General features: G+C 65.8%; 24 protein-coding genes. 9 read left to right on the forward strand and 15 right to left on the reverse strand.

What is annotated here, in order from left to right:
• Positions 1 to 270 precede the first annotated feature (270 nt).
• Together LPW26_RS15280 and LPW26_RS15285 are read left to right on the forward strand one after the other, a co-directional pair.
• On the forward strand, positions 271 to 801 hold the full coding sequence (locus LPW26_RS15280) for a tetratricopeptide repeat protein (RefSeq protein ID WP_238736270.1): 531 nt from the start codon (positions 271 to 273) through the stop codon (positions 799 to 801).
• Positions 802 to 992: 191 nt separating this feature from the next.
• Entirely contained in the window at positions 993 to 1,772 is a 780-nt protein-coding gene (locus LPW26_RS15285) for an NAD kinase (RefSeq protein ID WP_238736271.1), read from the forward strand.
• Positions 1,773 to 2,207: 435 nt separating this feature from the next.
• On the opposite strand, the gene LPW26_RS15290 is transcribed toward LPW26_RS15285, so the two are convergent.
• The 5 genes from LPW26_RS15290 to LPW26_RS15310 form a co-directional block, all read right to left on the reverse strand.
• Positions 2,208 to 2,495: a hypothetical protein gene (locus LPW26_RS15290; RefSeq protein ID WP_238736272.1), complete on the reverse strand. Its 288-nt coding sequence runs from the start codon at positions 2,493 to 2,495 to the stop codon at positions 2,208 to 2,210.
• A complete protein-coding gene (locus LPW26_RS15295; protein WP_238736273.1) occupies positions 2,495 to 2,671 on the reverse strand; it encodes a hypothetical protein in 177 nt (58 codons plus the stop codon). Before LPW26_RS15295 ends, LPW26_RS15290 begins: the two co-directional genes overlap by 1 nt.
• Positions 2,668 to 5,757: an Eco57I restriction-modification methylase domain-containing protein gene (locus LPW26_RS15300; RefSeq protein ID WP_238736274.1), complete on the reverse strand. Its 3,090-nt coding sequence runs from the start codon at positions 5,755 to 5,757 to the stop codon at positions 2,668 to 2,670. Before LPW26_RS15300 ends, LPW26_RS15295 begins: the two co-directional genes overlap by 4 nt.
• 180 nt (positions 5,758 to 5,937) lie before the next feature.
• A complete protein-coding gene (locus LPW26_RS15305; RefSeq protein ID WP_238736275.1) occupies positions 5,938 to 6,108 on the reverse strand; it encodes a hypothetical protein in 171 nt (56 codons plus the stop codon).
• Between the two features lie 230 nt (positions 6,109 to 6,338).
• On the reverse strand, positions 6,339 to 6,521 hold the full coding sequence (locus tag LPW26_RS15310) for a hypothetical protein (RefSeq protein ID WP_238736276.1): 183 nt from the start codon (positions 6,519 to 6,521) through the stop codon (positions 6,339 to 6,341).
• A 581-nt stretch (positions 6,522 to 7,102) separates the two neighbouring features.
• On the opposite strand from LPW26_RS15310, the gene LPW26_RS15315 reads away from it, so the two are divergent.
• Both LPW26_RS15315 and LPW26_RS15320 read left to right on the forward strand, forming a co-directional pair.
• The gene (locus tag LPW26_RS15315) at positions 7,103 to 7,648 is read left to right on the forward strand and encodes a response regulator (RefSeq protein WP_238736277.1); all 546 of its coding nucleotides are present in this window, start codon (positions 7,103 to 7,105) and stop codon (positions 7,646 to 7,648) included.
• A gap of 2 nt (positions 7,649 to 7,650) precedes the next feature.
• On the forward strand, positions 7,651 to 8,229 hold the full coding sequence (locus LPW26_RS15320) for an Hpt domain-containing protein (RefSeq protein WP_238736278.1): 579 nt from the start codon (positions 7,651 to 7,653) through the stop codon (positions 8,227 to 8,229).
• A gap of 86 nt (positions 8,230 to 8,315) precedes the next feature.
• Here LPW26_RS15320 and LPW26_RS15325 read toward each other — a convergent pair whose 3' ends face one another.
• The 4 genes from LPW26_RS15325 to folE form a co-directional block, all read right to left on the reverse strand.
• Positions 8,316 to 9,485, reverse strand: a complete 1,170-nt coding sequence (locus tag LPW26_RS15325) for a DUF2336 domain-containing protein (protein ID WP_238736279.1) — start codon at positions 9,483 to 9,485, stop codon at positions 8,316 to 8,318.
• 468 nt (positions 9,486 to 9,953) lie between these two features.
• The gene (locus LPW26_RS15330; RefSeq protein ID WP_238736280.1) at positions 9,954 to 11,027 is read right to left on the reverse strand and encodes a transglycosylase SLT domain-containing protein; all 1,074 of its coding nucleotides are present in this window, start codon (positions 11,025 to 11,027) and stop codon (positions 9,954 to 9,956) included.
• A gap of 388 nt (positions 11,028 to 11,415) precedes the next feature.
• Complete coding sequence (gene hisI, locus LPW26_RS15335) at positions 11,416 to 11,862, reverse strand: phosphoribosyl-AMP cyclohydrolase (protein WP_238736281.1); 447 nt, start codon at positions 11,860 to 11,862, stop codon at positions 11,416 to 11,418.
• A gap of 28 nt (positions 11,863 to 11,890) precedes the next feature.
• The gene (gene folE, locus LPW26_RS15340; protein WP_238736282.1) at positions 11,891 to 12,580 is read right to left on the reverse strand and encodes a GTP cyclohydrolase I FolE; all 690 of its coding nucleotides are present in this window, start codon (positions 12,578 to 12,580) and stop codon (positions 11,891 to 11,893) included.
• A 267-nt stretch (positions 12,581 to 12,847) separates the two neighbouring features.
• On the opposite strand from folE, the gene LPW26_RS15345 reads away from it, so the two are divergent.
• A complete protein-coding gene (locus tag LPW26_RS15345; protein ID WP_238736283.1) occupies positions 12,848 to 13,303 on the forward strand; it encodes an iron-sulfur cluster assembly scaffold protein in 456 nt (151 codons plus the stop codon).
• 312 nt (positions 13,304 to 13,615) lie between these two features.
• Here LPW26_RS15345 and LPW26_RS15350 read toward each other — a convergent pair whose 3' ends face one another.
• The gene (locus tag LPW26_RS15350) at positions 13,616 to 14,509 is read right to left on the reverse strand and encodes a COG3904 family protein (protein ID WP_238736284.1); all 894 of its coding nucleotides are present in this window, start codon (positions 14,507 to 14,509) and stop codon (positions 13,616 to 13,618) included.
• 243 nt (positions 14,510 to 14,752) lie between these two features.
• Between LPW26_RS15350 and yidD the strand changes: the two genes are divergently transcribed.
• Entirely contained in the window at positions 14,753 to 15,112 is a 360-nt protein-coding gene (gene yidD, locus LPW26_RS15355) for a membrane protein insertion efficiency factor YidD (RefSeq protein ID WP_406677662.1), read from the forward strand.
• Between the two features lie 84 nt (positions 15,113 to 15,196).
• Here the strand turns inward: yidD and LPW26_RS15360 are convergent, their stop codons facing one another.
• The 3 genes from LPW26_RS15360 to LPW26_RS15370 form a co-directional block, all read right to left on the reverse strand.
• Positions 15,197 to 15,919 (reverse strand): DUF3750 domain-containing protein, encoded by a 723-nt coding sequence (locus LPW26_RS15360; RefSeq protein WP_406677669.1) that lies wholly within the window; start codon positions 15,917 to 15,919, stop codon positions 15,197 to 15,199.
• Between the two features lie 216 nt (positions 15,920 to 16,135).
• Positions 16,136 to 17,485 (reverse strand): sulfatase-like hydrolase/transferase, encoded by a 1,350-nt coding sequence (locus tag LPW26_RS25385; RefSeq protein ID WP_238736287.1) that lies wholly within the window; start codon positions 17,483 to 17,485, stop codon positions 16,136 to 16,138.
• A 362-nt stretch (positions 17,486 to 17,847) separates the two neighbouring features.
• A complete protein-coding gene (locus LPW26_RS15370; protein WP_238736288.1) occupies positions 17,848 to 19,056 on the reverse strand; it encodes an alpha/beta hydrolase family protein in 1,209 nt (402 codons plus the stop codon).
• Positions 19,057 to 19,529: 473 nt separating this feature from the next.
• Here LPW26_RS15370 and LPW26_RS15375 point away from each other — a divergent pair, with 473 nt between their 5' ends.
• From LPW26_RS15375 to LPW26_RS15385, 3 genes are all read left to right on the forward strand, one after another.
• Entirely contained in the window at positions 19,530 to 19,739 is a 210-nt protein-coding gene (locus LPW26_RS15375; RefSeq protein ID WP_238736289.1) for a cold-shock protein, read from the forward strand.
• A gap of 190 nt (positions 19,740 to 19,929) precedes the next feature.
• The gene (locus tag LPW26_RS15380) at positions 19,930 to 20,163 is read left to right on the forward strand and encodes a transcriptional regulator (RefSeq protein WP_238736290.1); all 234 of its coding nucleotides are present in this window, start codon (positions 19,930 to 19,932) and stop codon (positions 20,161 to 20,163) included.
• A gap of 163 nt (positions 20,164 to 20,326) precedes the next feature.
• Positions 20,327 to 20,524, forward strand: a complete 198-nt coding sequence (locus tag LPW26_RS15385; protein ID WP_238736291.1) for a TenA/THI-4 family protein — start codon at positions 20,327 to 20,329, stop codon at positions 20,522 to 20,524.
• On the opposite strand, the gene LPW26_RS15390 is transcribed toward LPW26_RS15385, so the two are convergent.
• The gene (locus LPW26_RS15390) at positions 20,514 to 20,933 is read right to left on the reverse strand and encodes a DUF3574 domain-containing protein (RefSeq protein ID WP_238736292.1); all 420 of its coding nucleotides are present in this window, start codon (positions 20,931 to 20,933) and stop codon (positions 20,514 to 20,516) included. The two genes, LPW26_RS15385 and LPW26_RS15390, sit on opposite strands and share 11 nt — an antisense overlap.
• A 10-nt stretch (positions 20,934 to 20,943) precedes the next feature.
• On the reverse strand, positions 20,944 to 21,576 hold the full coding sequence (locus LPW26_RS15395; RefSeq protein ID WP_238736293.1) for a TetR family transcriptional regulator: 633 nt from the start codon (positions 21,574 to 21,576) through the stop codon (positions 20,944 to 20,946).
• Positions 21,577 to 21,618: the final 42 nt, after the last annotated feature.

Below are 21,618 nucleotides of genomic sequence, written 5' to 3' on the forward strand. Positions count from 1 at the left end.
CTCGGATAGGAGGCTGCCGGCGGGTCTTTCGATCATGACGCGGCGCCAGGCCGGCCGTTTGCAGGCTGGCTGTTTGAAAGGGGGCTGACGTGAAACCGCAGCTCGGGCTGATCCGTATGCACGATCTGTCGGCTTCAGGCCGGGCTTGTTCAAGCCGGGCCTGATCGCGCAGAGGCGGACTCTATTCGTGCCGGGTGCCCGGAATGATCGGCGGCACGCGGGGTTGTGGTGGTGAGCCATCGCGATTGGCTCGATCAGTGGAGGACGAGAATGACCGGACGACTGCTTGCTGCTGCCCTGCTCTCGGCTGCGCTGATCGCGCCGCCGGCCCTGACGCCCGCGCTTGCGGCGCCCGACTCCAGTCCATCGCCGCCGCCGTCGTCGGACGGCAATTCGAGCGGATCGAAGAAGAAGGACAAGCGCTCGGAGCAACGCTTCCAGGACGGCTACCGCGCCGCCTACGCCACGATCTACGACCGCGCCGACTACGCGGCGGCGATCGATCAGCTCAAGGCGCTCGGCCACGACGACAACGCCTCGGTGGCGACGCTGATCGGCTATTCGTATCGCAAGCTTGGCGACACCAAGCTGGCGCAGGCCTGGTACGAACGCGCACTGAAGACCGATCCGAACCATACCAAGACCTGGCAGTATTACGGCCTGTGGCAGGTCGAGCAAGGCAACCGCGAGCGTGCGCAGGTTCATCTGTCGCGCATCGCCCAACTCTGCGGCAACACCAGCTGCGAGGAATACACCTCGCTCGCCGCCGCGATCGCCGCAGGCACCGGCAGCTCGTACTGATCGTACGCACCGCATCGAAGCGGCCTGATCTGCGCCGGCGCGGCGGCCTCGATGCGGGCCGCCGCGCCGCATCGCGCAGGTCCGTCGCTGCAGCGACGGCTCGACAAACCGGGGAAACGTCGTATAGACGACGACGGTGAAACCCGCGTCCCTCGCGGCGTTTCGAGCCAGAGCCTGCGCCGAGCCCGCACATGACCCCTGCCCCACGGCACGACCGCATCGCCTTCGTCGCCGGCACGAGCGTTGAAGCCCAGGCCGCGCTGACTCAACTGTCGTCGCTGTACGGCAATATCGATCCGAACGAGGCCGACGTCGTCGTCGCGCTCGGCGGCGACGGCCTGATGCTGCAGACGCTGCATCAGCAGATGCGCAGCGGCAAGCCGATCTACGGCATGCATCGCGGCACGGTCGGCTTTCTGATGAACGAATACTCCACTCACGATCTGCATCGCCGGCTCGAAGCGGCGCGCGAGACCGTGATTCATCCGCTGCTGATGCGCGCCACCGATATCTACGGCGAAGTGCACATCCACCACGCCATCAACGAAGTCTCGCTGTTCCGCCAGAGCCATCAGGCAGCGCGGCTGCGCATCATCATCGACGAGCGCGAGCGCATGAGCGAACTCGTCGCCGACGGCATCCTGGTCGCAACGCCGGCCGGCTCGACCGCCTACAATCTGTCGGCGCAGGGCCCGATCCTGCCGATCAACGCGCAGTTACTTGCGCTGACGCCGATCTCGGCGTTCCGGCCGCGGCGCTGGCGCGGCGCGCTGCTACCCGACAACGCCTTCGTGGTGATCGAAGTGCTCGAAGTCGACAAGCGCCCGGTCGCCGCCGTCGCCGACCACGACGAAGCCCGCGACGTCCGCCGCGTCGAAGTGATCTCCGACAAGACCATCGCGATGCGCATGCTGTTCGACCCGGGGCATAGCCTCGAGGAACGGATTTTGAGCGAGCAGTTCGGGACATAAGCGGCGGCGCCCGATGGCGGCGCCACGCACGCCAATTTCGCTAGATTGATTAACGACTTGACCGCACCGCGCAGCCGGTTGGGGCAAACCTGTGGCAGCGCCGCCGGCCGCCGCGCCGTCCGTTGAAATCGCAGCAGAATTTCCGGCTGCGCCCTGGGGCAAACTCGTGGCAAACCTAGAGCCTGAGCGCAGGCCACGACATTCGGCTGGCGACGCAGGAATGACGGCGCGCCGAGAGGCAGTAAGCGGTCACATCCGCGACCAAAGCCGAGCGTCACCCGCAAGCCACAGCGAATCGGACGATATTCCTGACCTGACGTGGCCCGCAGGCCACAGTCGGCCTATGCGAATGCTTCTCATGGTGAATCGACAGCTGTGGAGCTCGACGGAGCGTGAACCGCAAGAATACCGCAGAACGAATATACGCGCTCCGCGTTAGGCCGCGTCGAGCAGCGCAAGATCGGAGACGAACTCGAAGCGGAACTGATTGGCCTCGTCGTCGGGCAGCCAATTCGCCATCTGCGGAAACACCTGACGATAGAACGCGGCACGCTCCGGCTTCCACGGCAGCGTGCGCGCGGCGCTGGCTTCGGCGAGGATCTGCAACAACTCGGCGCGTACTTCATCGGGATCGGCGCGATACACCGGCGTCGGCGCATCGTGGTCGAACAATTCGGCTTGCGGAACGGGACCGAACAAATCGAGTTGATTAGTTCGCGGCATCAGGACTGCCCTTCGAGCGAGGCTTCGAGCAACTCGATCTCGTCGCCGGTCAACTCGAACAGTTTGTAGACGATCGCGTCGATCTCGCGTTCGGCGTCTTCGATCTGCTTGCCGAGGGCGATGACTTGGGCGGATTTCTCGGCCAGATAGCTTTCCCAGCCGTCGCGATCCTTCACCGGAATTTCGGTCTTGAAGGCCTTCTTGATCTCAGCGCGAAACGACGAGAAATCGAGAGTCCAGAAACATTCCAGTTTCCCCGACGCTTCTGGTGCTCCGCGCCGAGATCACCGGCAATCCGTCGGTGAACGGCGGTACGAATCTCCAGGTGCTGCTGCGCCACTCGACCGCAGTCCAGAGCAAACTGCGATATGATCGCGAGCGATGCTTTGCTCGGCCGCTCCGGCAGACGAAGTTGCTCGATGTATTGTGCCTCGGCCTCGAAATATCCACCTCGTTTCAGTCGAGCCAAGGAAACAAACTGAAACCAGAGACAGCGGCTATTCAAGAGAGCGAGCAGGAACGCGTCGTCGCTCGGGATGAAGAAACACTTGTTGTTGAGGAAGTAACTATTGCGGTCGAGCGCGAACACGCGAGACTGCTGAAAGTGCGGCCAAGCGATCTTGGGGGCCTCGAACTTCGGCTGATAGGCCAATTGCGCCTGCTGCAGTTCCCACCACTCCTGCTTGGTCGCACGCTTCTCCAATTCCGGCCTGAACGGCAGCAGCCAATCGCGGATCGCCGGGTAGTTCTCGATATCCACGTTGCCCTTCGGGGTGTTGATCAGGAACAGCCCGTCCGGCTCAACCCGCCAGCGCTTGATGTCTTCGCCCTTGAGAAACGGCTTCAGCAACTCGGCCGATTTCGCGTCCTGCTTCACCAGCCGATCGCGGGTCGGCGTGTCGATGATGAAGGCCTCGTTGAAGCCCGTTACAATCCCACGTAACGGCGCGCCGTAGACTTCGCCCAGCGTCTTCCTGCCGGCGACGATCTTGTCGCGCAGCCGCGCCAGCGCATCGTCTTCGAGCTGCCATGAGCCGGCGCCGAGCCGCGACCGTGGCATGGTCTGCGCCTTTCCCACGAACACGGCGCCGAGATCCGGCGGCAACGCGTCGTCGATCTTCAGAAACCACAGCGTGCCATCGTCCGCCTCGGCTTTTCGCAACGTCAGGATTGCCGGATAGGTGGTGACGCCTTCGAAAATCTGCAGATCGCCGAAATCGATTACCGACTCCACCGAAACGTTGTCGCCGAGGAAGACTCTCAGGTTTTCACCGGAGCCGGTCCGGAAGAATGTCGACGATGAAATGAAGCCGAGCCGACCGCCCTGCTTGAGCAGGCGAACGCCCTTCTCGAAGAAATAGGCGTAGAGGTCGGTGCGGTCGGCCGCGACGACGTAGGTTTTCTCCAGATACGGCTTGACCGGCTTGATCAGTTCCATCCGCACATAAGGCGGATTGCCGATCACGACGTCGAACCCGCCGTTCGCAAACACCTCCGGAAATTCCTCGCGCCAACTGAAAGGACGATCGGTCCATTTTGCTTCATCAATCAGGCTGTCGCCGACCTTGATCGTCGCTTCGAGATTCTGGAGGCGATGCTTGGCCCGCGCGGTCTTCAGCCACAACGACAACCGCGTGATCTCGACCGACTCAGCGTTGATGTCGACGCCATAGAGATTCCTGGTGACGATCTCGTCGAAAATGTCGAAATCGATCTCCTGTTTCAGCGTCGCCAACAGTTCGACCACGCCGCGATATTCGCGCGCCAGCAGATCGAACGCGGCGACCAGGAACGCGCCCGAGCCGCAGGCGGGATCGACGATCCGGATCGCGCGCAGTTCGGCCAGGTAATCGTTCCAGAACGCGCGCTGTGCGGCGTCTTCGCGTTCGCTGAAGATGGTGGCGCGGCTGGCGCGCGGAACCACCGGCCTGCCGTGCTTCTTCAGAAGCGCGGCGAAGTGTTCCTCCAGCGTGATCTCGATGGTGCGCTCGACCAGAAAACGCGTGACGATCTCCGGCGTGTAGACTACGCCCTGCCGCTTGCTCTTGGAGACCTTCGGCGCCGCTTCGCCACGCGCCTCGGCGCGCAGCTTCTCGATGTCCGTGATCGACTGTTCGAAGATGTGCCCAAGCACGGTGACGGGAACGTCGCTGCGATAGTCCCACTGACCGAGGTCGGCGAGCTTTTCCGCGAGCGGATCGGGAATGATCAGGCCGTCTGCGATCGGATCGGCGGCGAACAGCCCGCCATTGTATTCGTCGATGTAGAGCCGACTGTCGCCCTTGTCGACGGCGCGGAACAGCGCCTGGAAATTCTGCCAAATCGGCTGCGGCAGGAACTCGTTGCGAGCGGTCTTGGCTTTCTCCAGCAGCTTGTCCGGCAGCAGATCGGTGCGCTGGGCGAAGGCGACGAACAGGATGCGGTCGAGCACCTTCTGCGCTACTTCGATCGCGGCAAGCATAGCAAGCTTCGGTCCGTCGACCGCATCGGTCAGGAACGCGATGAGCTGATCGCGCAGGTCCTTGTAGTCGACATAGAGCTTGCCGGTGATGTCCTTGTAAGCGCTGTCGGTCTCTCGAAGCAGCTTTTCGGTAGCGCCGCCGAGCAACTGATCGGCCGACAGCAGCAGGATGAGCCGCTCCAGGACATGCTCGTCATCGAGCTGGCGCAGGTCGAACAGTTCGTAGGCGTCGCGCCCCCGCCCGAATGCGTAGAGCCGGAGTTCGACGCAATTGGTGACCAGCACCCACTTCGAGCCCGGAGCATCGATCGCGTAGTCCCACGCCTGTTGGACCGCGCTACGGCCCCGCCCCGGCATAATGGCATCGAGATCCTTGGTGTCCGGCCCCTTGAATTCGAACGGCGCGACGATCTGGTCTGGAATTTCGTTCCGCCCGAATTGCCCCAGCGCGACGTCGACGCTGCCACCCCTGATCGGATACTCGATCGCGAGTGTGAAGGCGCTTTCAGCTTCCAATTGCCGATAGCCGAGGATGTCGCCGAGCACTTTCTCGAAGAAGATCGTGCGGACCGCCGTTTCCTTCCGCTTGGCAAAGCTCGCGGTTCTGACAGTTCCGGCGTAGCTCTTTGCAGCCGCCTTCTGAGACGGCGTCAGCTCAAAGTTGAACAGCTTTCGCGCCTCTGCGACCACCTTGTGGTTGAGCAGCGGCAATTTCAGCGTGCGCGGCACGGCCGCGCGACCGGGGCGCCCGCCCCGCCCGCCGTCTCCGATGTCGATTCCCGCTGCCGCGAACAGATCCATGGCCTGCTTTTAGCGGCTTTGCCGCCGGGGGTCGATGACGCGCAGACGCAACCCACAGGCAGGGTCGCCGGGACCACCGGGTTCGTGCGCAGCGTTGCTGCGCGCGCCCCGGAATGACGGGGGATGGAGTGACGGGGACTTGCAGGCGGCGAGGCTGCGCCGTCTGGGCGCTGCGCTCGCCTAGTCGCGCGGAGCCGGTGCGCGTTGCGGGACCAGGTCGTTGACCTGGCTGAACACTCTGACGGCGGCGCGGAGGCGGTTAAGGCGGTGGGCGTAGAGCAGCAGCAGACCGATCGGGATGGCGCTGCAGACGAGTGTGAAGGTCAGAAACGCCGTTACTTCGTCGGTCATCGTGTCACCCCTCTGGATCGCTCTAGATCGCCGGCGCGGCGGCAACAGCGCTGCGGCTACCGGACGATGATGCTAGGGGGCGGATGGATAACGCGGAATGACCGGCGACAAATCCGGTACGCGCGGCGACGTCTGTCGTCCGCGATGGCTAATCGCCGCTTAAGGCGCCGCGCTGCAGTGCAGCATCGCGCGCGGCCCGGCGCCGGGGGCTACTCGGTGATAGACGCGGGCTACTCGTGATAGAAATGGCCGTGCGGCTCGGTCAGGGAATGGTCCCAATGCGTCGCCTGCCGGGAGGTGGTCCGGCATTTCGGGCATTGATAGTCGCGGACCTGATAGCCCTGCACCAGCGGGCGGTTTCCGATCAGGTCGAGCGGTTCGTTGCAGGCCAGGCAGATCGGGGTCGTGGTCATACGCGCTATCCGAATCAGGAGTTTTCCGAGGTTAGTCGCTCGGCGTGTGCCCGTGCACTGCAGCGCGATACCCGCTACGAAATAATCGCCGCGGCGAGGCGTCGCAGGGCTGTGGTGATAGGACCTCTCCACGATTCATTCCGGGGCGCTCGCGTTGGCGGGCGAACGCGGAATCCCGGCGGTGGGGTGAAGGCCGGTGGTGCGCAACATGTCGGGATTCCGGGTTCGCGCTGCGCGCGCCCCGGAATGACGGGGGATGGGGCATGATGCGGCTGGCGGCAGTGATTGATGCTTAGTTCGCGTGGGGTGATCCGACCATGGTCGTCATTCCGGGGCGCTCGCTTCAGCGGTCGAACGCGGACTCCCGGCGGTGGGGTGAAGGCCGGTGGTGCGCAACATGTCGGGATTCCGGGTTCGCGCTGCGCGCGCCCCGGAATGACGGGGGATGGGGAGCGATCCGCGCTGCTGCAGCCGTGCTGCTACAACCACGGGCGTCTCGCGTGCTCAACCCTTCCTTAACGCTGCCGGTTTAGCGTTAACCACGCGTAACGCGTGCGCCCGACAACGCCCACAGTGTCCTTATGTTTCGCATCGACTTCAACAAACTCCGCTTTCTGGTGTGCGACGACAATCCACACATGCGGCGGATCCTGCGCACGCTGCTGCATTCGTTCGGCGCGCGCGAAGTCTATGAGGCCGAGGACGGCGCCACCGCGCTGGAGATGTCGAGCCACGCCGCGCCGGACATCATCATCACCGATTGGGAGATGCCGATCTTCGACGGCCTCGAACTGGCGCAGATGATCCGCCAGCCGGACTCCAAGGGCAATCCGTTCGTGCCGATCATCATGCTGACCGCGCATTCGGAAAAGCGCCGGGTGACGCTGGCGCGCGACGCCGGCATCACCGAGTTCCTGGCCAAGCCGATCTCGTCGAAATCGCTGTATCAGCGCGTGCTCAACGTGGTGGCAAGCCCGCGGCCGTTCATCAAGACGCGCAATTACTTCGGACCGGACCGCCGCCGCAACACCTCGAGCGGCTATATCGGGCCGGAGCGACGCGTCGGTGGCGAGGCCGATATCATTCAGCAGCCGTCGCTGCTCGACAAGGCCAAGGTCACGAGCTGACGATGACACGAACCCGCCCCGGCGACCTGCAGGTCGCGACCTTCGCCGATCACCAGGTGATCACCCAGGCCAATCCGCTGCGCAAGGTGATGCGCCGCGTCGGCAACGAGCCGACCGACGATCCGATCGCGCGCGCCGAGAAGGCGCTGGCGGCCCTCTCGGGCGAATTCGGCGTATGGATGAGCGTCGAATCAGAGCGCCTCGCCGCGGCCTATGCGGCGCTGCGCCGCGACGGCGTCTCCGACGATACCCGGGGCGAGTTGTTTCGCGCCGCGCACGACATCAAGGGTGACGGCGCGACGTTCGGCTATCCGGCCGCCGCCGCCGCCGCCGAAAGCCTGTGCCGCGTCATCGACCACGCGCCGGATCTGGCGCGCGTGCCGGACGAACTGATCGCCAACCACGTCAACGCCGTGCAGGCGATCGTCCGCGAAGGCGCCGAAGCCGCCAAGGCCGAACTGCAGCGCGCCCTGATCCGCAAACTCCGCAGCGTCGCCGACGACTACCTCGCCTCGGTCAACCGCAACCGCCCGGACCATCTCGAAGCCCTCCTCGCCCCGAGCATCGTGCCGGGGGAGTAGGAGCGGAACGGCTCTCTCCCGGCGCGTCGAGAGTCCGGGTTCGCGAGCTTCGCCCGCGCCCCGGAATGACTCGCGGAGGGGCGGTGCTACGCCGCCATCAGTTCGAGGCGGGAGACGAAGTGTTCGGCGATCATGTCGTCGCAGAAGGCGGTGGCTTCTTCGCGGGCGGATTCGGTGGCGAAGCGGCGGAGCAGGATCAGCAGCGGGGCGGCGGCGTCTGCGCCGGTTTCGCAGCGGGTGAGCACGCGTTCGACCATCAGGCGGCGCAGGCGCACGGCGCCGGCGTCGCTGCCGACGAAGCCGATTTCGTGGATCGCCTCGACGGCGGCACGGAACGCCGCATGCGTGGTCTCCGGCAGGCCGGCGCGCGCGAGCAGCGCGTTGATGCCGGCGCCGCCGCGGTCGTGAAGTAACGCACCGACGCGGGTCAGCGGCAAGCCCGAGAGTTCGGCGAGCGCGACCTCGAACAATTCGAGATTGCCCGACAGCAGCGCGCGCAGGATCAGCCCGGCGGTGAGCTGGCCGGTGGCGCGCAGATGCTGCATCAGCCCACGCATGTCGTCGCCGCGCGATTGCGCCGCGACCGTCACGGTCGAACGGTCGACCGCGTCCGCGGTGGTCCGCGCCGCGCGATCGGCCGACAGCCAGCCGCGCGCGACGACGAATTGCTGCAGCGTGTCGGACAGTTTGGCGACCAGCGCCAGCCGCGTGGCGCCCGGCAGACCATCGAGCACCAGCATCGACTCGCGGATCGCCGCGAGATGGCCGTGGCGTTCGACGATGCGGTCCCACGAGAACGGCGCCAGCTCGGCGTGCGGATTTTCGATGAGTTCGAGCGCGGCCGCGGCGCAGCCGACTTCGGCGATCGCCGCGCACACCGAAGCCGGCAGCCGGACGCGGCGCGCCACCGCGCATTGCACAGCATCCTCGCCGGTGGCGACGAGATCGACCAGATCGGCGTCGATCAGCAACGGCGAGAATTCGAGCACCGGCAGCGCCACCGACGGCTGATCGGCGGCGAGCGCACGCACGATCGCGGCGGGCGCCCGGGCACTCTGCGAAAACACCTGCGCCATCGCCTGGCGCACCAGCGGCGAGACGTCGTCGAGCATCAGCAACAGCGCGCCTTCGGCGGCGGCGCGATCGTCGAGCGACAGATCGGAAATCAGCCAGGCCCGCGCCAGCGCCCTCGTTGCTTCGGCGCGCTCGCCCGCAGACGCGTGACGGATCCAACTAATGAACTGCCGAACGATCATGGCCATTCCGGCTGACTGACGCACTCACCGGCGTCGCAATCGACGCCGTGTCATCATTCGTAAACCATGAGACTTAACAAAGGGTTCACCATGATGAGGTTGATGAATGGTTAAGTTCAGGGGTTGTTAAGGATCGCGGTTACGCGCGGCGTTTGGAGCGCGGCACTATGCGCCATGCGAACTAATCACCCGCGCGTCCGTCATTCCGGGGCGCGCCAACGGGGTCCGGCCTTCGGCCGGCCCGATGACAGGCTCCGCGCGAGCCCGGAATCTTTACCCCCGGGACTCGCGGCGAAGCACCGCGGTGGCCCGTGGTTAAGTAACAACCGTCAGTGGTTATGGATTCCGGGCTCGCTCGCTGCGCTCGCGCCCCGGAATGACGGAGAGGTTGTTACCAAGCAATGCTGCTCATGGTGCGGAGGCACGTGGGCACGGCGCTGCGCGCCTTTGCCCACCCTACGGTTTTGATCAGCTGGCGAAGGTGCCGGTGCGGTCGCTGAACAGGTCGAGCGGCGTGGGGGTGCGGACGGTCGGGGTGTAGGACAGGCCGGACGGCGGCGTCGGAGCGGTCGGCGCGTAGGACAGGCTGGTGGCGGAGCTGGACGACATGGCCGGCGTCGACGCGCTCGTCGGCGTCACCGGGTTGGTCCAGAGTTGCTGCACGGCGGGAGAGATCGCTTCGTTGCGATCGCCGCCGAGGAACAGTGTGCGGAACATCGGCTCGCCGGGCTGCTGCGTGGCGGACGGTGCGGCGTTGGCGGACGACACGCCGCTTGCCGGCGCGACGTGACGGACGTCGGGGAAGCTCGACAGATAGGCGGCGTTGTCGACCGGCGCGGCCGAGGCCAGCATCACCGGCGCGCCGCCGGCGGCGATCAGCGCGCTCTGCGTCGCGGGCGAACTCGCCGCGGCCGTGTAGCGCGAGGTGAGGTTGTCGTAGACCTGCGCGACGCTGCGGGCGTTGCCGGTGCGGTCGTAGAAGATCGACTGATTGGCCGCGGCGGCGTTCGGAAACATCGCGGCGGCGACGGCGTTCGGATTGTCCTGAGCGGCGGTGATCAGCTTGGCGGCGCCGCCGGCGCCCATGAAATGCGCCATGTAGAGTTCGGCGTCGTTCGGACGGCGGCCGATCTCAGCGGTCAGCTTCGAGCTGTTGGACTGCGTCAGCGCGCCGGCCATCGCCGAACTGATCGCCGGATCGTTGCGCAGATCCATGATCGCCTGCCGCGCCGCCGGATCGCTGACCGAATAGCTGCCGGACGGCGACTTGCTGATCGCGTCCGCATAGGCGCCATAGCCGAACTGCGCCCCCGCCTCCTTGACGGTGCCGAGCCAGGTCTGGTCGATGAACTGATACAGGCCCTTGGCCGACGAGGTCGACGCCGCCGCCTGCGGGTTGAAGTCGGACTCCATCTTGGCGGTGGTCAGCAGATATTCGAAGCTGGCGCCGGTCGCGCCCGCGGCCTGCTTGATGGCGCCCGCGATCCGTGTCCGCGCCTGGTCGACGATCGTGACGGCAGACGTGACGATATCGGTCGACATGATGGAAGCCCCCGCTCCCCGAGCGTCATGCGTCCGCGTCCCCCCGCGGCTCCGCTGCGCGACCCTGCGGCAGGTATGGTTAATGAGGGGTTAATGCAGGGTTTTGTACGCGCGGGTCGCCTTCCCCGCACCGTCATTCCGGGGCGCCCGCACTTCGCGGGCGAACCCGGAATCCCGAGGTTGTGGAAACGCCGGAGTCGCAGAACCCATCGGGATTCCGGGTTCGCTCGCTGCGCGAGCGCCCCGGAATGACGGCGAATGGGGCATGGTAGACTCGCAGGGTGGGCAAAGGCGCCCTTGCGCCGTGCCCACGCGGAGCGTTTTCCCGCCGCGAGCGTACGCGTGGGCACGGCGCTGCGCGCCTTTGCCCACCCTACGGTTCCGACAGTTATTTCCCGTAGACCTTGTCCGGATCGAAATGCCGGTGGGCGTCGGTCATGGTCAGCAGCGGCTCGCCGGAGGCGTCGCGGTCGATGCGGCGGTAGAAGCAGGAGGTGCGGCCGGTGTGGCAGGCGGCGCCGCCGGACTGGTCGACCTTGATCCAGACCGCGTCCTGGTCGCAGTCGATGCGCATCTCCAGCACCTTCTGGACGTGGCCGGAGCTCTCGCCCTTCTTCCACAGCCGCTTCCTCGAGCGGCTGTAGTACCAGGCGTCGCCGCTCTGGATGGTTTTCTCCAGCGCTTCCGCGTTCATATGGGCGACCATCAAGACATCGCCTGAACGCGCGTCGGTGGTGACGCAGGTGACGAGGCCGGCCGCGTCGAATTTCGGACGCAGCGCGATGCCCTCCTCGACATCGTCGAGCGCGGGAGTTGACCCGGCGGATGAAGTCACGAGCAATTCCTCTCGCAGAACCGCCGACTTAGCGGTGGTTGCGAATCATCGACATGAACCGCGCCTGCTCCGCCGGATTGTCGCGGAACATGCCGGTGTAGCGGCTGGTGAAGGTCGAGGCGCCCTGCTTGCCGATGCCGCGCACCGACATGCAGGTGTGCTCGGCCTCGATCATCACGGCGACGCCGCGCGGCTTCAGCACCTCGTCGATCGCCGCAGCGATCTGCGCGGTGAGATGCTCCTGGGTCTGCAGCCGGCGGGCGAAGATCTCGACCAGCCGCGCCAGCTTCGACAGCCCGACGACGCGCTCGACCGGCGTGTAGGCGATGTGCGCCTTGCCATAGAACGGCATGACGTGATGCTCGCAATGCGAGGTGAAGCTGATGTCGCGGACCAGCACGAAATCGTCGTAGCCGGCGGTCTCGCCGAAGGTGCGGTCGAGCACTTCGGCCGGGCACTGGTGATAGCCCTGGAACAGCTCGTCATAAGCCTCGACCACGCGGCGCGGCGTGTCGAGCAGGCCTTCGCGGTCGGTGTTCTCGCCGATATAGGCCAGCATCGTCTTGACCGCGGCCTCCGCCTCGGCGCGCGAAGGCCGCGGCTGATCCGGCTGCACGGCGGCAGCGAGGAACTCGGACGGGTCGAGCTCGGCGGGCTGGAATTCGGTGCGGGCCTCCGGCGGCTTGCCGGTCCGCAGCGGCTTGATCTTGGCGTCCATCTTCACTCCGTTCGACCGGCCTTTCGGCCGGATGTGTCACCGGGCAGGACGGGCGGCCAGCCGCCTTGCGTCTTGATCCCTTCGGCGAACGCCGCGGCGCAGGGGCCTGAACGTCCGCGCGTTCTCCAGATACGGCCGGCGGTTTCGCGCGGCGCGGCGGACTGTCTTTCCCAGCCGCCCCTCCTATATAAGATGATACGCCGGAACCGCCAAGACAGCTCCGCCGAATCCTCGGCGGCGGACGGGGCCGGCTCCGGATCCCCGCGCATGCTGAACGACATCTACAACAAGCGGATCATCGAGCTGGCCGGCAATATTCCGCGGCTCGGACGCCTGCCCGATCCCGACGCCAGCGCCACCGCTCACTCGAAATTGTGCGGCTCGACCGTCAAGATCGACCTCAAGATGGACGGCGATGTGGTCAGCGACTTCGCCCACGAGGTGAAGGCCTGCGCGCTCGGCCAGGCATCGTCGTCGATCATGGCGAGTCACGTCGTCGGCTCGACCGCCGCCGAACTGCGCGCGCTGCGCGACACCGTGCGGGCCATGCTCAAAGACAACGGCGCGCCGCCGGCGGACGGCAAATGGGCCGACATCGCCGTGCTGGAACCAGTCCGCGACTACAAGGCCCGCCACGCCTCGACGCTGCTGACCTTCGACGCCGTGGTCGATGCGATCGGCCAGATCGAGGCGAAGCGCGAAGGCGCTGAGACGGTTTCCTGATCTTGTAGGGTGGGCAAAGGCGCGCAGCGCCGTGCCCACGCGCCAGCGCGTCCCGTCGGATCCGACGCTCACTCAGTGCCCGGGGCTGCCCCTCACCCCACCCCTCTCCCCGCAAGAGCGGGGCGAGGGAGCCGGCCGTGCGCGGGTCGACGCTGCCTCTCCCCGCGTCATTCCGGGGCGCGCCGCGCAGCGATGCGAACCAGGAATCTCGCAGTTGTGGAAACGACAGAGTCGCAGAACGCTTCGAGATTCCGGGTTCGCGCCAACAGGCGCGCCCCGGAATGACTCGCGGACAGGGTGGCGCGTAACCCGCTAATGCCCCGGCGCCTGCGGCTGGCTCGGCGCCGTGCCGCCGGTCGGCAGGGCGGCTTCGGCGGTCTTGGTCGGCGCGGGCGCCGAGACGAAGCGGTCCTGTACCGGCTTGGGAGCTGCGGCGATCGGCGTCCTGGTCCCCTCGCCCTGCTGCGGCAGCAGATCGGCAATCGCTTGCGTCGTCACCAGATTGGCTTCGCCGAGTTCCTGACGCGACATCAGGTGCAGGTCTTCCCACGGCGCGACGCTGAGGGCGAGCGCCAGCAGGTCGCCGGTGCCGCCCATGTCGAAGGTGTATTTCGCCAGCCGGCCGATATCGCGCTCGATGATGGTGACGTCCTGCGCGGTGTAGCTGGCGGCGCGGGCGTCGTCGGCGCGGTCGCCCATCCAGATCTGGTGGACGCGGACGCGGGCGCCATCCGGAACGTAGCGCGTCGTGCCGGACAGCAGCAGGAACACGCACATCGATTCGCAGTACGCCTCCGGCACGATGCTGGGCCGCATCCCGGCGGCGGTGCGGGTCTGCACGCTGGTGCCGACCGTGGTCCTCAGCCCCATCTTGCGCCAGCGCCGTCCGAGCGCGATCGCGTCGTTGACCGAGCCGCCGCTGGAGTCGAGCACCACCGCGGCGCCGTCGAGCGAGCGGCCGCGGGCGAACGCGTCGAAATCCTTCGGCGTATCGGCGGTGACGATGCCAACGGCGGTGATCCAGCTGCCGCAATTCGGCTCGCAGGCGACCCAATCGAACCGCATCGGCAGCTTGCGCGCTTCGAGCGAGCCGCCGGCTTTCGCCAGTTCGACGGGAGCGGACGCCGCGCTGATCAGCACGAGGCCGAGCGCGGCAGCGCGCAGCAGCGCGGATCGAGCGAATCGGGACAAGACAGCGGCGTTCACCGAGCCTCCTCACATCTCCGTCAGCGATGGCGCAAAAGGTTCCAAACCGATCAGGTGGAATCTGTCACGCTTGCGTTATCTAATGGTCATGGAAAACGACACGTTGATCAATCGCAAAGCGATCGAGACGTGCTGCGCTGCGGTCAACAAAGTGCGATATCTACGTGCATGTTGCGCAAATGCCGTAGTGATGAAGTTCCGCGCCGAGGAACTCGGCAAAACGCCGGTCAGCGATCAAGCAGGATGCCCGTGAACCGATCAGCTTCTTCGCGACGCACCATCGGCCGGCTGCCGCGGCAGGCCGGGCGCGGACTGATTTGGATCTATCGGCACTCGTTCTCGGCGCTGGTCGGCTCGAACTGCCGGCATCTGCCGACCTGCTCGCAATATGGCGACGAGGCGATCGGAAGGTTCGGGCTGTGGGCCGGCGGCTGGATGACGCTGGCGCGGCTGATCCGCTGCAATCCATACGGCACCTCGGGCATCGACAACGTGCCGACCACCGCCCCGGCCGGCGCGCGCTGGTACCTGCCCTGGCGCTACGCCCGCTGGCGCGGCGTCAATGCGCCGGATTGCGGCTGCGGCCATCACCATCAGTCGTAGGATGGGTTGAGCGCAGCGAAACCCATCAAGCCCCGCGCACGCCGCCGATGGGTTTCGCTGCGCTCACCCCATCCTACGTGGCGTTCACACTGCGCTGAGGCCGATCCGGCCGAGGCCGGGCAGCTTGAGTGCCGGGCGGCGCAGGTCGACGCCGAGCACGGCGCCGAGGACATTGACCTCGATGCCTTCGATCCAGCCGAGCGTCAGGCCGGCATAGCCGCCGAGCGTGGCGCGGATGCCGGTGCCGGATGGCGTGAAGCCGATCCAGCCGCCGTCCCACGGATAGTCCTTGCCGATCGCGGTCGGCGGCAGCGTCGTCTTCAATTCCGGCACAGCGGCAAGCGCCGCGGCCACGAAGGTGTTGGAGTTCGGTCCCGGCCAGGCGCGATAATCGCCGTAGGCGTTGAGCTTATAGCTTTTGATCGCGGCCTCGATCTTCGGGATCATCGCGGCGGCCTCTTCGCCATCGGCAGCGGCGATCAGTTGCGGCAGATCGCCGAACCAGCGGCCATCGGCGACGAAGCCATTGACCCGGATCGGATCGCCCCACGCCGTGTAATCGTAGCGGGTGTAGCGCGTGGCGCCTGCCGGCTTCACCACGATCCAGCTATGCACGGCGAAGATGCCGCGCCAGCGCACCGTGCGGGCTGCGAACACCCGGACCAGCGCCTCGGGATGCGCGGCGGCGGGCGGCAGCAGGCCGGCGCTGGAACGATCCGCCGACTGCCAGGAGACGCTGCGATCGCCCAGCATGTATTTGCCGGCCGACACGACGATCGGCACCACCAGCAGCAATAGAATTAACAGCACCAATCGTCTCACGGGAGTGTCTGGGGAACCGGGCAAGGATGTTGGTGATGGATATAGGAGCGGCGCGCGCTTTCGCCAGTCGCGCGCGTTGCGACGCAGCGGCGCGATCAAATGAGATATCACGCGGCACGGCGCCATCCGCTCGACCGCGTCGGGGCCTCGGGCAGACGGTGGTTCCGCCGGTCAGATGCGCCAGTCAGATCAGTCTGCGGCTCACCGCGTCGCGCTGCTGGCGGACGCGGGCAGCTGCGCTGGCGGTGCCGACTGCGGCTGCAGCCTGTACCAAGCGACCTGCCCCGGCTCGAACTGCGCCCGGCCGCGCTTCGACCACAGGGGTGGCGCGTGGTCGCCGACCAGCAGAATCTCCGGGCGGTCCATCGTCGGATCGCGAGCGATGCCGGCGACGATGTCGAACACGTCGCGCCACAGCTCGGCCATGCGGCAAACTTCAAGGTCGCCGAAACGGCCGCCATCAGCGCCACAGTGGAAGTCGGTGTGCGCGTCGCCGAGCGCGACCGGGACGTGACTGTTCAGCGTCAGCCAATAGATGAACCGCGGGCCGTCATTCGGCCCGGGCGCCGCCGCCGTGATCAGCGGCGCCAACTCGGCGTCGCAGGCGCCGCGGAACGGGCCGCCACAGCTATGCCCGGTCGCCTTGATCAGATCCGGACGAAACAGCATGCGGTCGAAGCCGACGATCGGGTACCAGTCTTCCCGCTCGAACATCCGCCCGGCGAAGCCGTGCAACGCCATCGTGCTGTAGCCGCGTCGCGCCAGACGGCCCGGCAAACACGCGCCACTGTCCTGCGCCACATAATCGCGATAGAACATCGGCGTACCGCACAACTCGCGCATCTCGCCGGCGGTGGTCGAACCGAAGTAGTTCGTGTGTCCCGCCGTCACCGTGTAGGTTCCGCCCAGCCCCTGATCATCCAGCGGCGCTGCAATCTGCGCCCGGGCCTCGGGATCGCGCAGATAGCCGAGGCTTTCCACCATCACCAGCACGACGTTGCGCCCGCTCGTCTCGGCAGATGCAGTGAAGCCGGAGATCTCGGCTGCGGACCGCACCGGCTGGGCGCCCCCCATCAGGGCGCCGAGATGATAATGCGGCGAGATGTTGCCGAGATAGTCCAGCGCCACAATACCGAGGGTCAGGGCGAAGAACACCGGCACGTTGGCGGCTGCCAGCGCGCGCCGGCTGCGCAGGCACGCCAGCGCACCGACCGCAGTGACCGCGACGGTGACGATCAGCACCGCATATAGCGGCGACGCGAAGAACTGAATGCGCTGGGCGTGCTCGATGGCGGCGACAAACTCCGCCGGAGCCATGCCGAACATCAGCGACAGCGTCGAGACGGCGTCGAGCGCCAGCACGGCGAAGAACAGCGCCACAGTAAGCGGAAACGGCAGCCGCCGCGCCAGCACGGCGACGCAGGCGTACAACAGGATCGCCCCGGTTCGCGGCGGCAGGCCGATGTCGACCAGCGAGCTCATCGTCAGCAGCGACAGCAGATTTGGAATCAGTAGTCCGCCGGCGATCAACCGAATGTTCGTGGCAACCACCCGCCAGACGCCAACAACGACATCTGCCCGGTCCGCCGCCCCCAGGCGATCAGTAACATCAATACCCATTTGCAATCACCAAACGAGCGAAGCAATGTCTGAAATCCTGCGTTGAAAAACAGAAATTGGAGTTAATTCGACTGGAGAAGTTGGCGTACCTAAATACTAGTACGTACCGTCGATGTGTCGCTGCGAAGTGAGTTTCCGAGCGTACTTGCGGTCAGGGTCTGGGGGCCGCCCAGCGGCGGGCGTCGCGAAGGATGAACCACACGGCACCGGAGGCTTCTGTTCGAGATTGCGCTCCTCGCCTCCTCACCATGATGGTGAGGTCGCCCCTGTTGTAAGTGCTCCAGATCGTCAGTTCACATCCCGCCGAACCAGACCTTCCACTGCGGCACAGCTGTCGCGAAGGTGCCGCGGTGGGTGGTGCGGCCGGTGGAGACCGCCTCCACCTGCTGATTGCCGTCGCCCATCGCGCGCTGATAGGTCATCGCAAGGCGACCGAGGCCGACGCTGATCGCCTCGTCGCTCTCGCCAAAGTAATTGCGGACGGGCGTCTTGATCACCCAGCGATACGCCGTGGTGCTGGCGACCAGCCGGCCGTAGGCCGACGCGGCGAAGAATTGCGGGTCGAAATAGGCCGGTCGGATCAGCTTGTGCAGATCTGTCGGGACGTCCGCGGCGGTGTAAGGCTGGCGCTCATAGGCCTTGCGGGCGGCCTCGTAGACATCGTCGTTGATCAGCGAGCGCGCCAGGCCCGGGACGCCATAGTAGTTCTCGAACGAGAATGCCGACAGAATGAACAGCGAGTTCACCCAGGACGCGTCGTTCCTGCGCGGAAAGCTGAGGAAGCCGTTGAGCGCAACGCCGACATCGAGCGGCGCGCTGGCGGTGGCGGCGGCGGTGACCGGAACGCCGTCATGCTCCAGCTTCTCCAGCATCGCCATGGTCACGAAGCCGCCCTGTGACCAGCCTGCGAGCAACAGCTTGGTGGTCGTCAGCTTGAGATGATCGAGCACGGCGCGGCTCGCGGTCAGCATGTCGGTGGTCGCCTGCTGATGGCTGGCCTTGACCATGTAGCCTTCCGGCTCGGTCGAGGTTCCCATGCCGAAGTAATCGGCGCCGATCACGATCGCGCCCTGCCCGGCGAACTGTGCCAGCATCAACTGCGTTTCCGGGGATTGCTCCGGAAACGACGGCACCTCCTGCTTTCCGTACACCGTGCCGTGCTGATACGACAGCAGCGGGAACGACGTCGCACCCGTATCCGGAATGGCGAGCAGCCCGGTGGCGGCGATCGGCTTGTTGCTTCGCTCGGGGATCACCGACGCGTAGCTGACGCGATACAGCCGCACCGCATTGATGGCGGGCGTGTAGCTGACGGTGATACCTGCGAAGGCTGGCGTGTCGGTGGTGAGGATCTTGTTGAGACGCTCGACGTCCCAGCGTCCGATCAGTTCGTAGGACACGTCCGATGTCACCCGCACCGGCCCTTGCTGCTGAGCACCGGCCGGCGACGCGACCGCTACACCCGCACACACAACCAACACGATCCGAAGCCAAGTTGTCATCTTCACTCTCCGCCCCACGCGCTACCGGCAACGCCGCCGCGACCGATCTAACGCAACTCAGTAAACATTGTATGTGCCGCATTCAGCGCCGCATTTTCCGGTCTCCGTTCGTAAGAGAAGATCACACGAACGACGTTCGCGACGGATGAGCGGTCCTGCACGCCCTCACTCGCATCGGCTTCGCTGAGCCCCTCACATAAGGGATAAGACGAGAGCTGCTAATCCAACCAAAGATATGCTGATTAGCAGGCGTCCTGATTGCGCCGCATTGCGAACGCAGATGTGGAGCCGCCATCGCTGAAAACGCCGCAGGCTGCTGCGCTTGTGTTTATCGATTGCTTCAGGTACAGTGCCGTCATTCGATTAGCCGCTGTGACTTTCTGAACGTGCCCGTGGGCTCCTTCCCAAAGACATCGATTAGTTGAACGACGTCGTGTGATGGTCGCGCGACACTATGCTTTGGAGAATGGACTATGCCGACAGGCACCGTGAAGTGGTTTAATGGTCAAAAGGGTTTCGGCTTCATCGCGCCGAACGACGGCGGCAGCGACGTGTTCGTGCACATCAGCGCGGTCGAGCGCGCGGGCCTTTCGGGCCTCGCCGAAGGCCAGAAGGTCAATTTCGACCTGAAGACCGACAAGATGCGCGGCAAGACCAGCGCCGAGAACCTCGAGCTGGCGTAATCAGCGATTTCCCGTTTCACGGATGTACTGAAGCGGCGGATTTTCTGACACCAATAGGCCTCACCCGCTCGATCGGACCGATCGAGCGGGTGTCGGCATGTCTGCACGAATCATGATTATAAATGTTCGGCCCGGAGCGTAGATCACCACCCTGCTTCATCGCACCAGGCCTGCAAGTGAGGAGATCGAGATGGTCGGCAAAAACGACACCGAACGCTCACCCACCAGCATCGAGCGCGCCCGCAAGAAGCAGCTCGCCCAGGAAGAAGGCTCCCGCATGATGGCGCAGTTCCAGCAGGAAGCCGTCGCGGTGCGTAAGAACATGGAGCGCCTCCGCGCCCTGCGCCTCGCCAAGGAAGCCGATGCCAGCAGCGAGCCCCCATCCGACGCGAAGGGCAAGAAGAAGTCCCGCAAGAAGGCGTAACGCCGCTAGCAGGTTGTCCGGCCTCGCCGCCGCCACTGTGCGCACCGGGCGGTGCTCTGTCATCAACACGGGCGCCGCTGTGCCGATCCGAGTAGATGCCGCCGCCCTGTTCGCTCGCTGACGCGGTCGCCCCGCAACGACGCGCATTCGATGGGAGTGAAGAGTGGCCGTGCCCGACGATTTCCGACTGATTCGTGAGATTCGCGACGCGGGCGGTCGCGTGCAGAAGTTCGGCACGCGCGATCAGAAACGATACGACGATCTCGTTGCGCTCGGCTGGCTGCAGCGGCTGTCGACCGATGCCAAATCGACGCATTACCGCATCACCGAGCGCGGCACCGCCGCGGCGCTCAGAAGCTGACGCAGCTCGGCCGCACCGCCACCAGCACGCCCTGCTGCCGGAAGCGCCGCTTGTAGGCTTCCGCGATCTCGCTCAGTGCCACGCGCTTCGCCGAATCCTCGGCAAACACCAGCGTCACCAGCTTCGCCTTTTCGTGCACGATGCTGTGCCGCTCCGGGTCGCGCCACTGTCCGACCCCGTCGACCACCGTGAACCCGTCCGGAAAACGCGGCGTGATCTCCTCGGCGGCGAAGCGCTTGAATTGCGCGTCGCTGACGCCGGGACGGTCGCCGATGTTGCGGCCGAACGCCAGCTCCGCGCTCAGCATCGGCTGCGACGGCGGCAGACACGCCGGCCCCGGCAGCGCGGCGCAGCCGCCCAGCGCCGCAGTGGCAACGCAGACCATCAGCAGGCGCATCGTTCCGGCCATCGTCCCGATCTCATCCTCGCCGCAGCGTCTTCAGATAAGCGCATAGCATATCGGCCACCGCGTCCGCATAGTCGGCGATCTCGTCCGCGCGGCGCGGGCGGCTGGAGTAATCCTTGCCGACGGCGGCGAGCGTGCTGGTGATCAGCTCCGCCGCTCGCACGCGAACGGCCTCGGAGCTGCGCGGCGCCGCCTCGCGCATGAAGGCCGCCATAGTGCCGTCCATCGCGCCACGAGCCGCGCGGGCCTCCGGCGCGTCGCGATACAGCGGCGCGGCGTCATCCAGCGCGCCGCGCACCTCGGCCTCGTCACACTCGGATCTGATGAAAGCAACGACCAGCCGACGCAACCGTTTCGGCGGCGGATCGCGGCGGTCCTCGAGGATGTCGTGCAGCATCTGCGAGGTCTGCCGCCACTCGTCGCTCTGCAGCCGGAACAGGATCGCGGCCTTGTTCGGGAAGTACTGATACAGCGAGCCGACGCTGACGCCGGCCTTGTCGGCCACCCGCGCGGTGGTGAAGCGCTGCGCGCCCTCCTTCGCCAAAACCTGAACAGCCGCCTCCAGAATGGCCGCGACCAGCTCGGTCGATCGCGCCTGCTGGGGCAGCTTTCGCGTGGAAATTGAGCCACTTCGGCGGTCGGCCATCGGCGCCCCGGGGAATGCGATTAGCGAATGCGAATAATTATT

The organism is Rhodopseudomonas infernalis, from assembly GCF_022271405.1.
Lineage (GTDB): Bacteria > Pseudomonadota > Alphaproteobacteria > Rhizobiales > Xanthobacteraceae > Rhodopseudomonas > Rhodopseudomonas infernalis.

Coding starts and splice junctions, on each gene's coding strand:
- LPW26_RS15280 (WP_238736270.1), top strand. CDS start 271: ATGACCGGACGACTGCTTGCTGCTGCCCTGCTCTCGGCTGCGCTGATC.
- LPW26_RS15285 (WP_238736271.1), top strand. CDS start 993: ATGACCCCTGCCCCACGGCACGACCGCATCGCCTTCGTCGCCGGCACG.
- LPW26_RS15290 (WP_238736272.1), bottom strand. CDS start 2,495: ATGCCGCGAACTAATCAACTCGATTTGTTCGGTCCCGTTCCGCAAGCC.
- LPW26_RS15300 (WP_238736274.1), bottom strand. CDS start 5,757: ATGGATCTGTTCGCGGCAGCGGGAATCGACATCGGAGACGGCGGGCGG.
- LPW26_RS15305 (WP_238736275.1), bottom strand. CDS start 6,108: ATGACCGACGAAGTAACGGCGTTTCTGACCTTCACACTCGTCTGCAGC.
- LPW26_RS15310 (WP_238736276.1), bottom strand. CDS start 6,521: ATGACCACGACCCCGATCTGCCTGGCCTGCAACGAACCGCTCGACCTG.
- LPW26_RS15315 (WP_238736277.1), top strand. CDS start 7,103: ATGTTTCGCATCGACTTCAACAAACTCCGCTTTCTGGTGTGCGACGAC.
- LPW26_RS15320 (WP_238736278.1), top strand. CDS start 7,651: ATGACACGAACCCGCCCCGGCGACCTGCAGGTCGCGACCTTCGCCGAT.
- LPW26_RS15325 (WP_238736279.1), bottom strand. CDS start 9,485: ATGATCGTTCGGCAGTTCATTAGTTGGATCCGTCACGCGTCTGCGGGC.
- LPW26_RS15330 (WP_238736280.1), bottom strand. CDS start 11,027: ATGTCGACCGATATCGTCACGTCTGCCGTCACGATCGTCGACCAGGCG.
- folE (WP_238736282.1), bottom strand. CDS start 12,580: ATGGACGCCAAGATCAAGCCGCTGCGGACCGGCAAGCCGCCGGAGGCC.
- LPW26_RS15345 (WP_238736283.1), top strand. CDS start 12,848: ATGCTGAACGACATCTACAACAAGCGGATCATCGAGCTGGCCGGCAAT.
- yidD (WP_406677662.1), top strand. CDS start 14,753: ATGCCCGTGAACCGATCAGCTTCTTCGCGACGCACCATCGGCCGGCTG.
- LPW26_RS15370 (WP_238736288.1), bottom strand. CDS start 19,056: ATGACAACTTGGCTTCGGATCGTGTTGGTTGTGTGTGCGGGTGTAGCG.
- LPW26_RS15375 (WP_238736289.1), top strand. CDS start 19,530: ATGCCGACAGGCACCGTGAAGTGGTTTAATGGTCAAAAGGGTTTCGGC.
- LPW26_RS15380 (WP_238736290.1), top strand. CDS start 19,930: ATGGTCGGCAAAAACGACACCGAACGCTCACCCACCAGCATCGAGCGC.
- LPW26_RS15390 (WP_238736292.1), bottom strand. CDS start 20,933: ATGGCCGGAACGATGCGCCTGCTGATGGTCTGCGTTGCCACTGCGGCG.
- LPW26_RS15395 (WP_238736293.1), bottom strand. CDS start 21,576: ATGGCCGACCGCCGAAGTGGCTCAATTTCCACGCGAAAGCTGCCCCAG.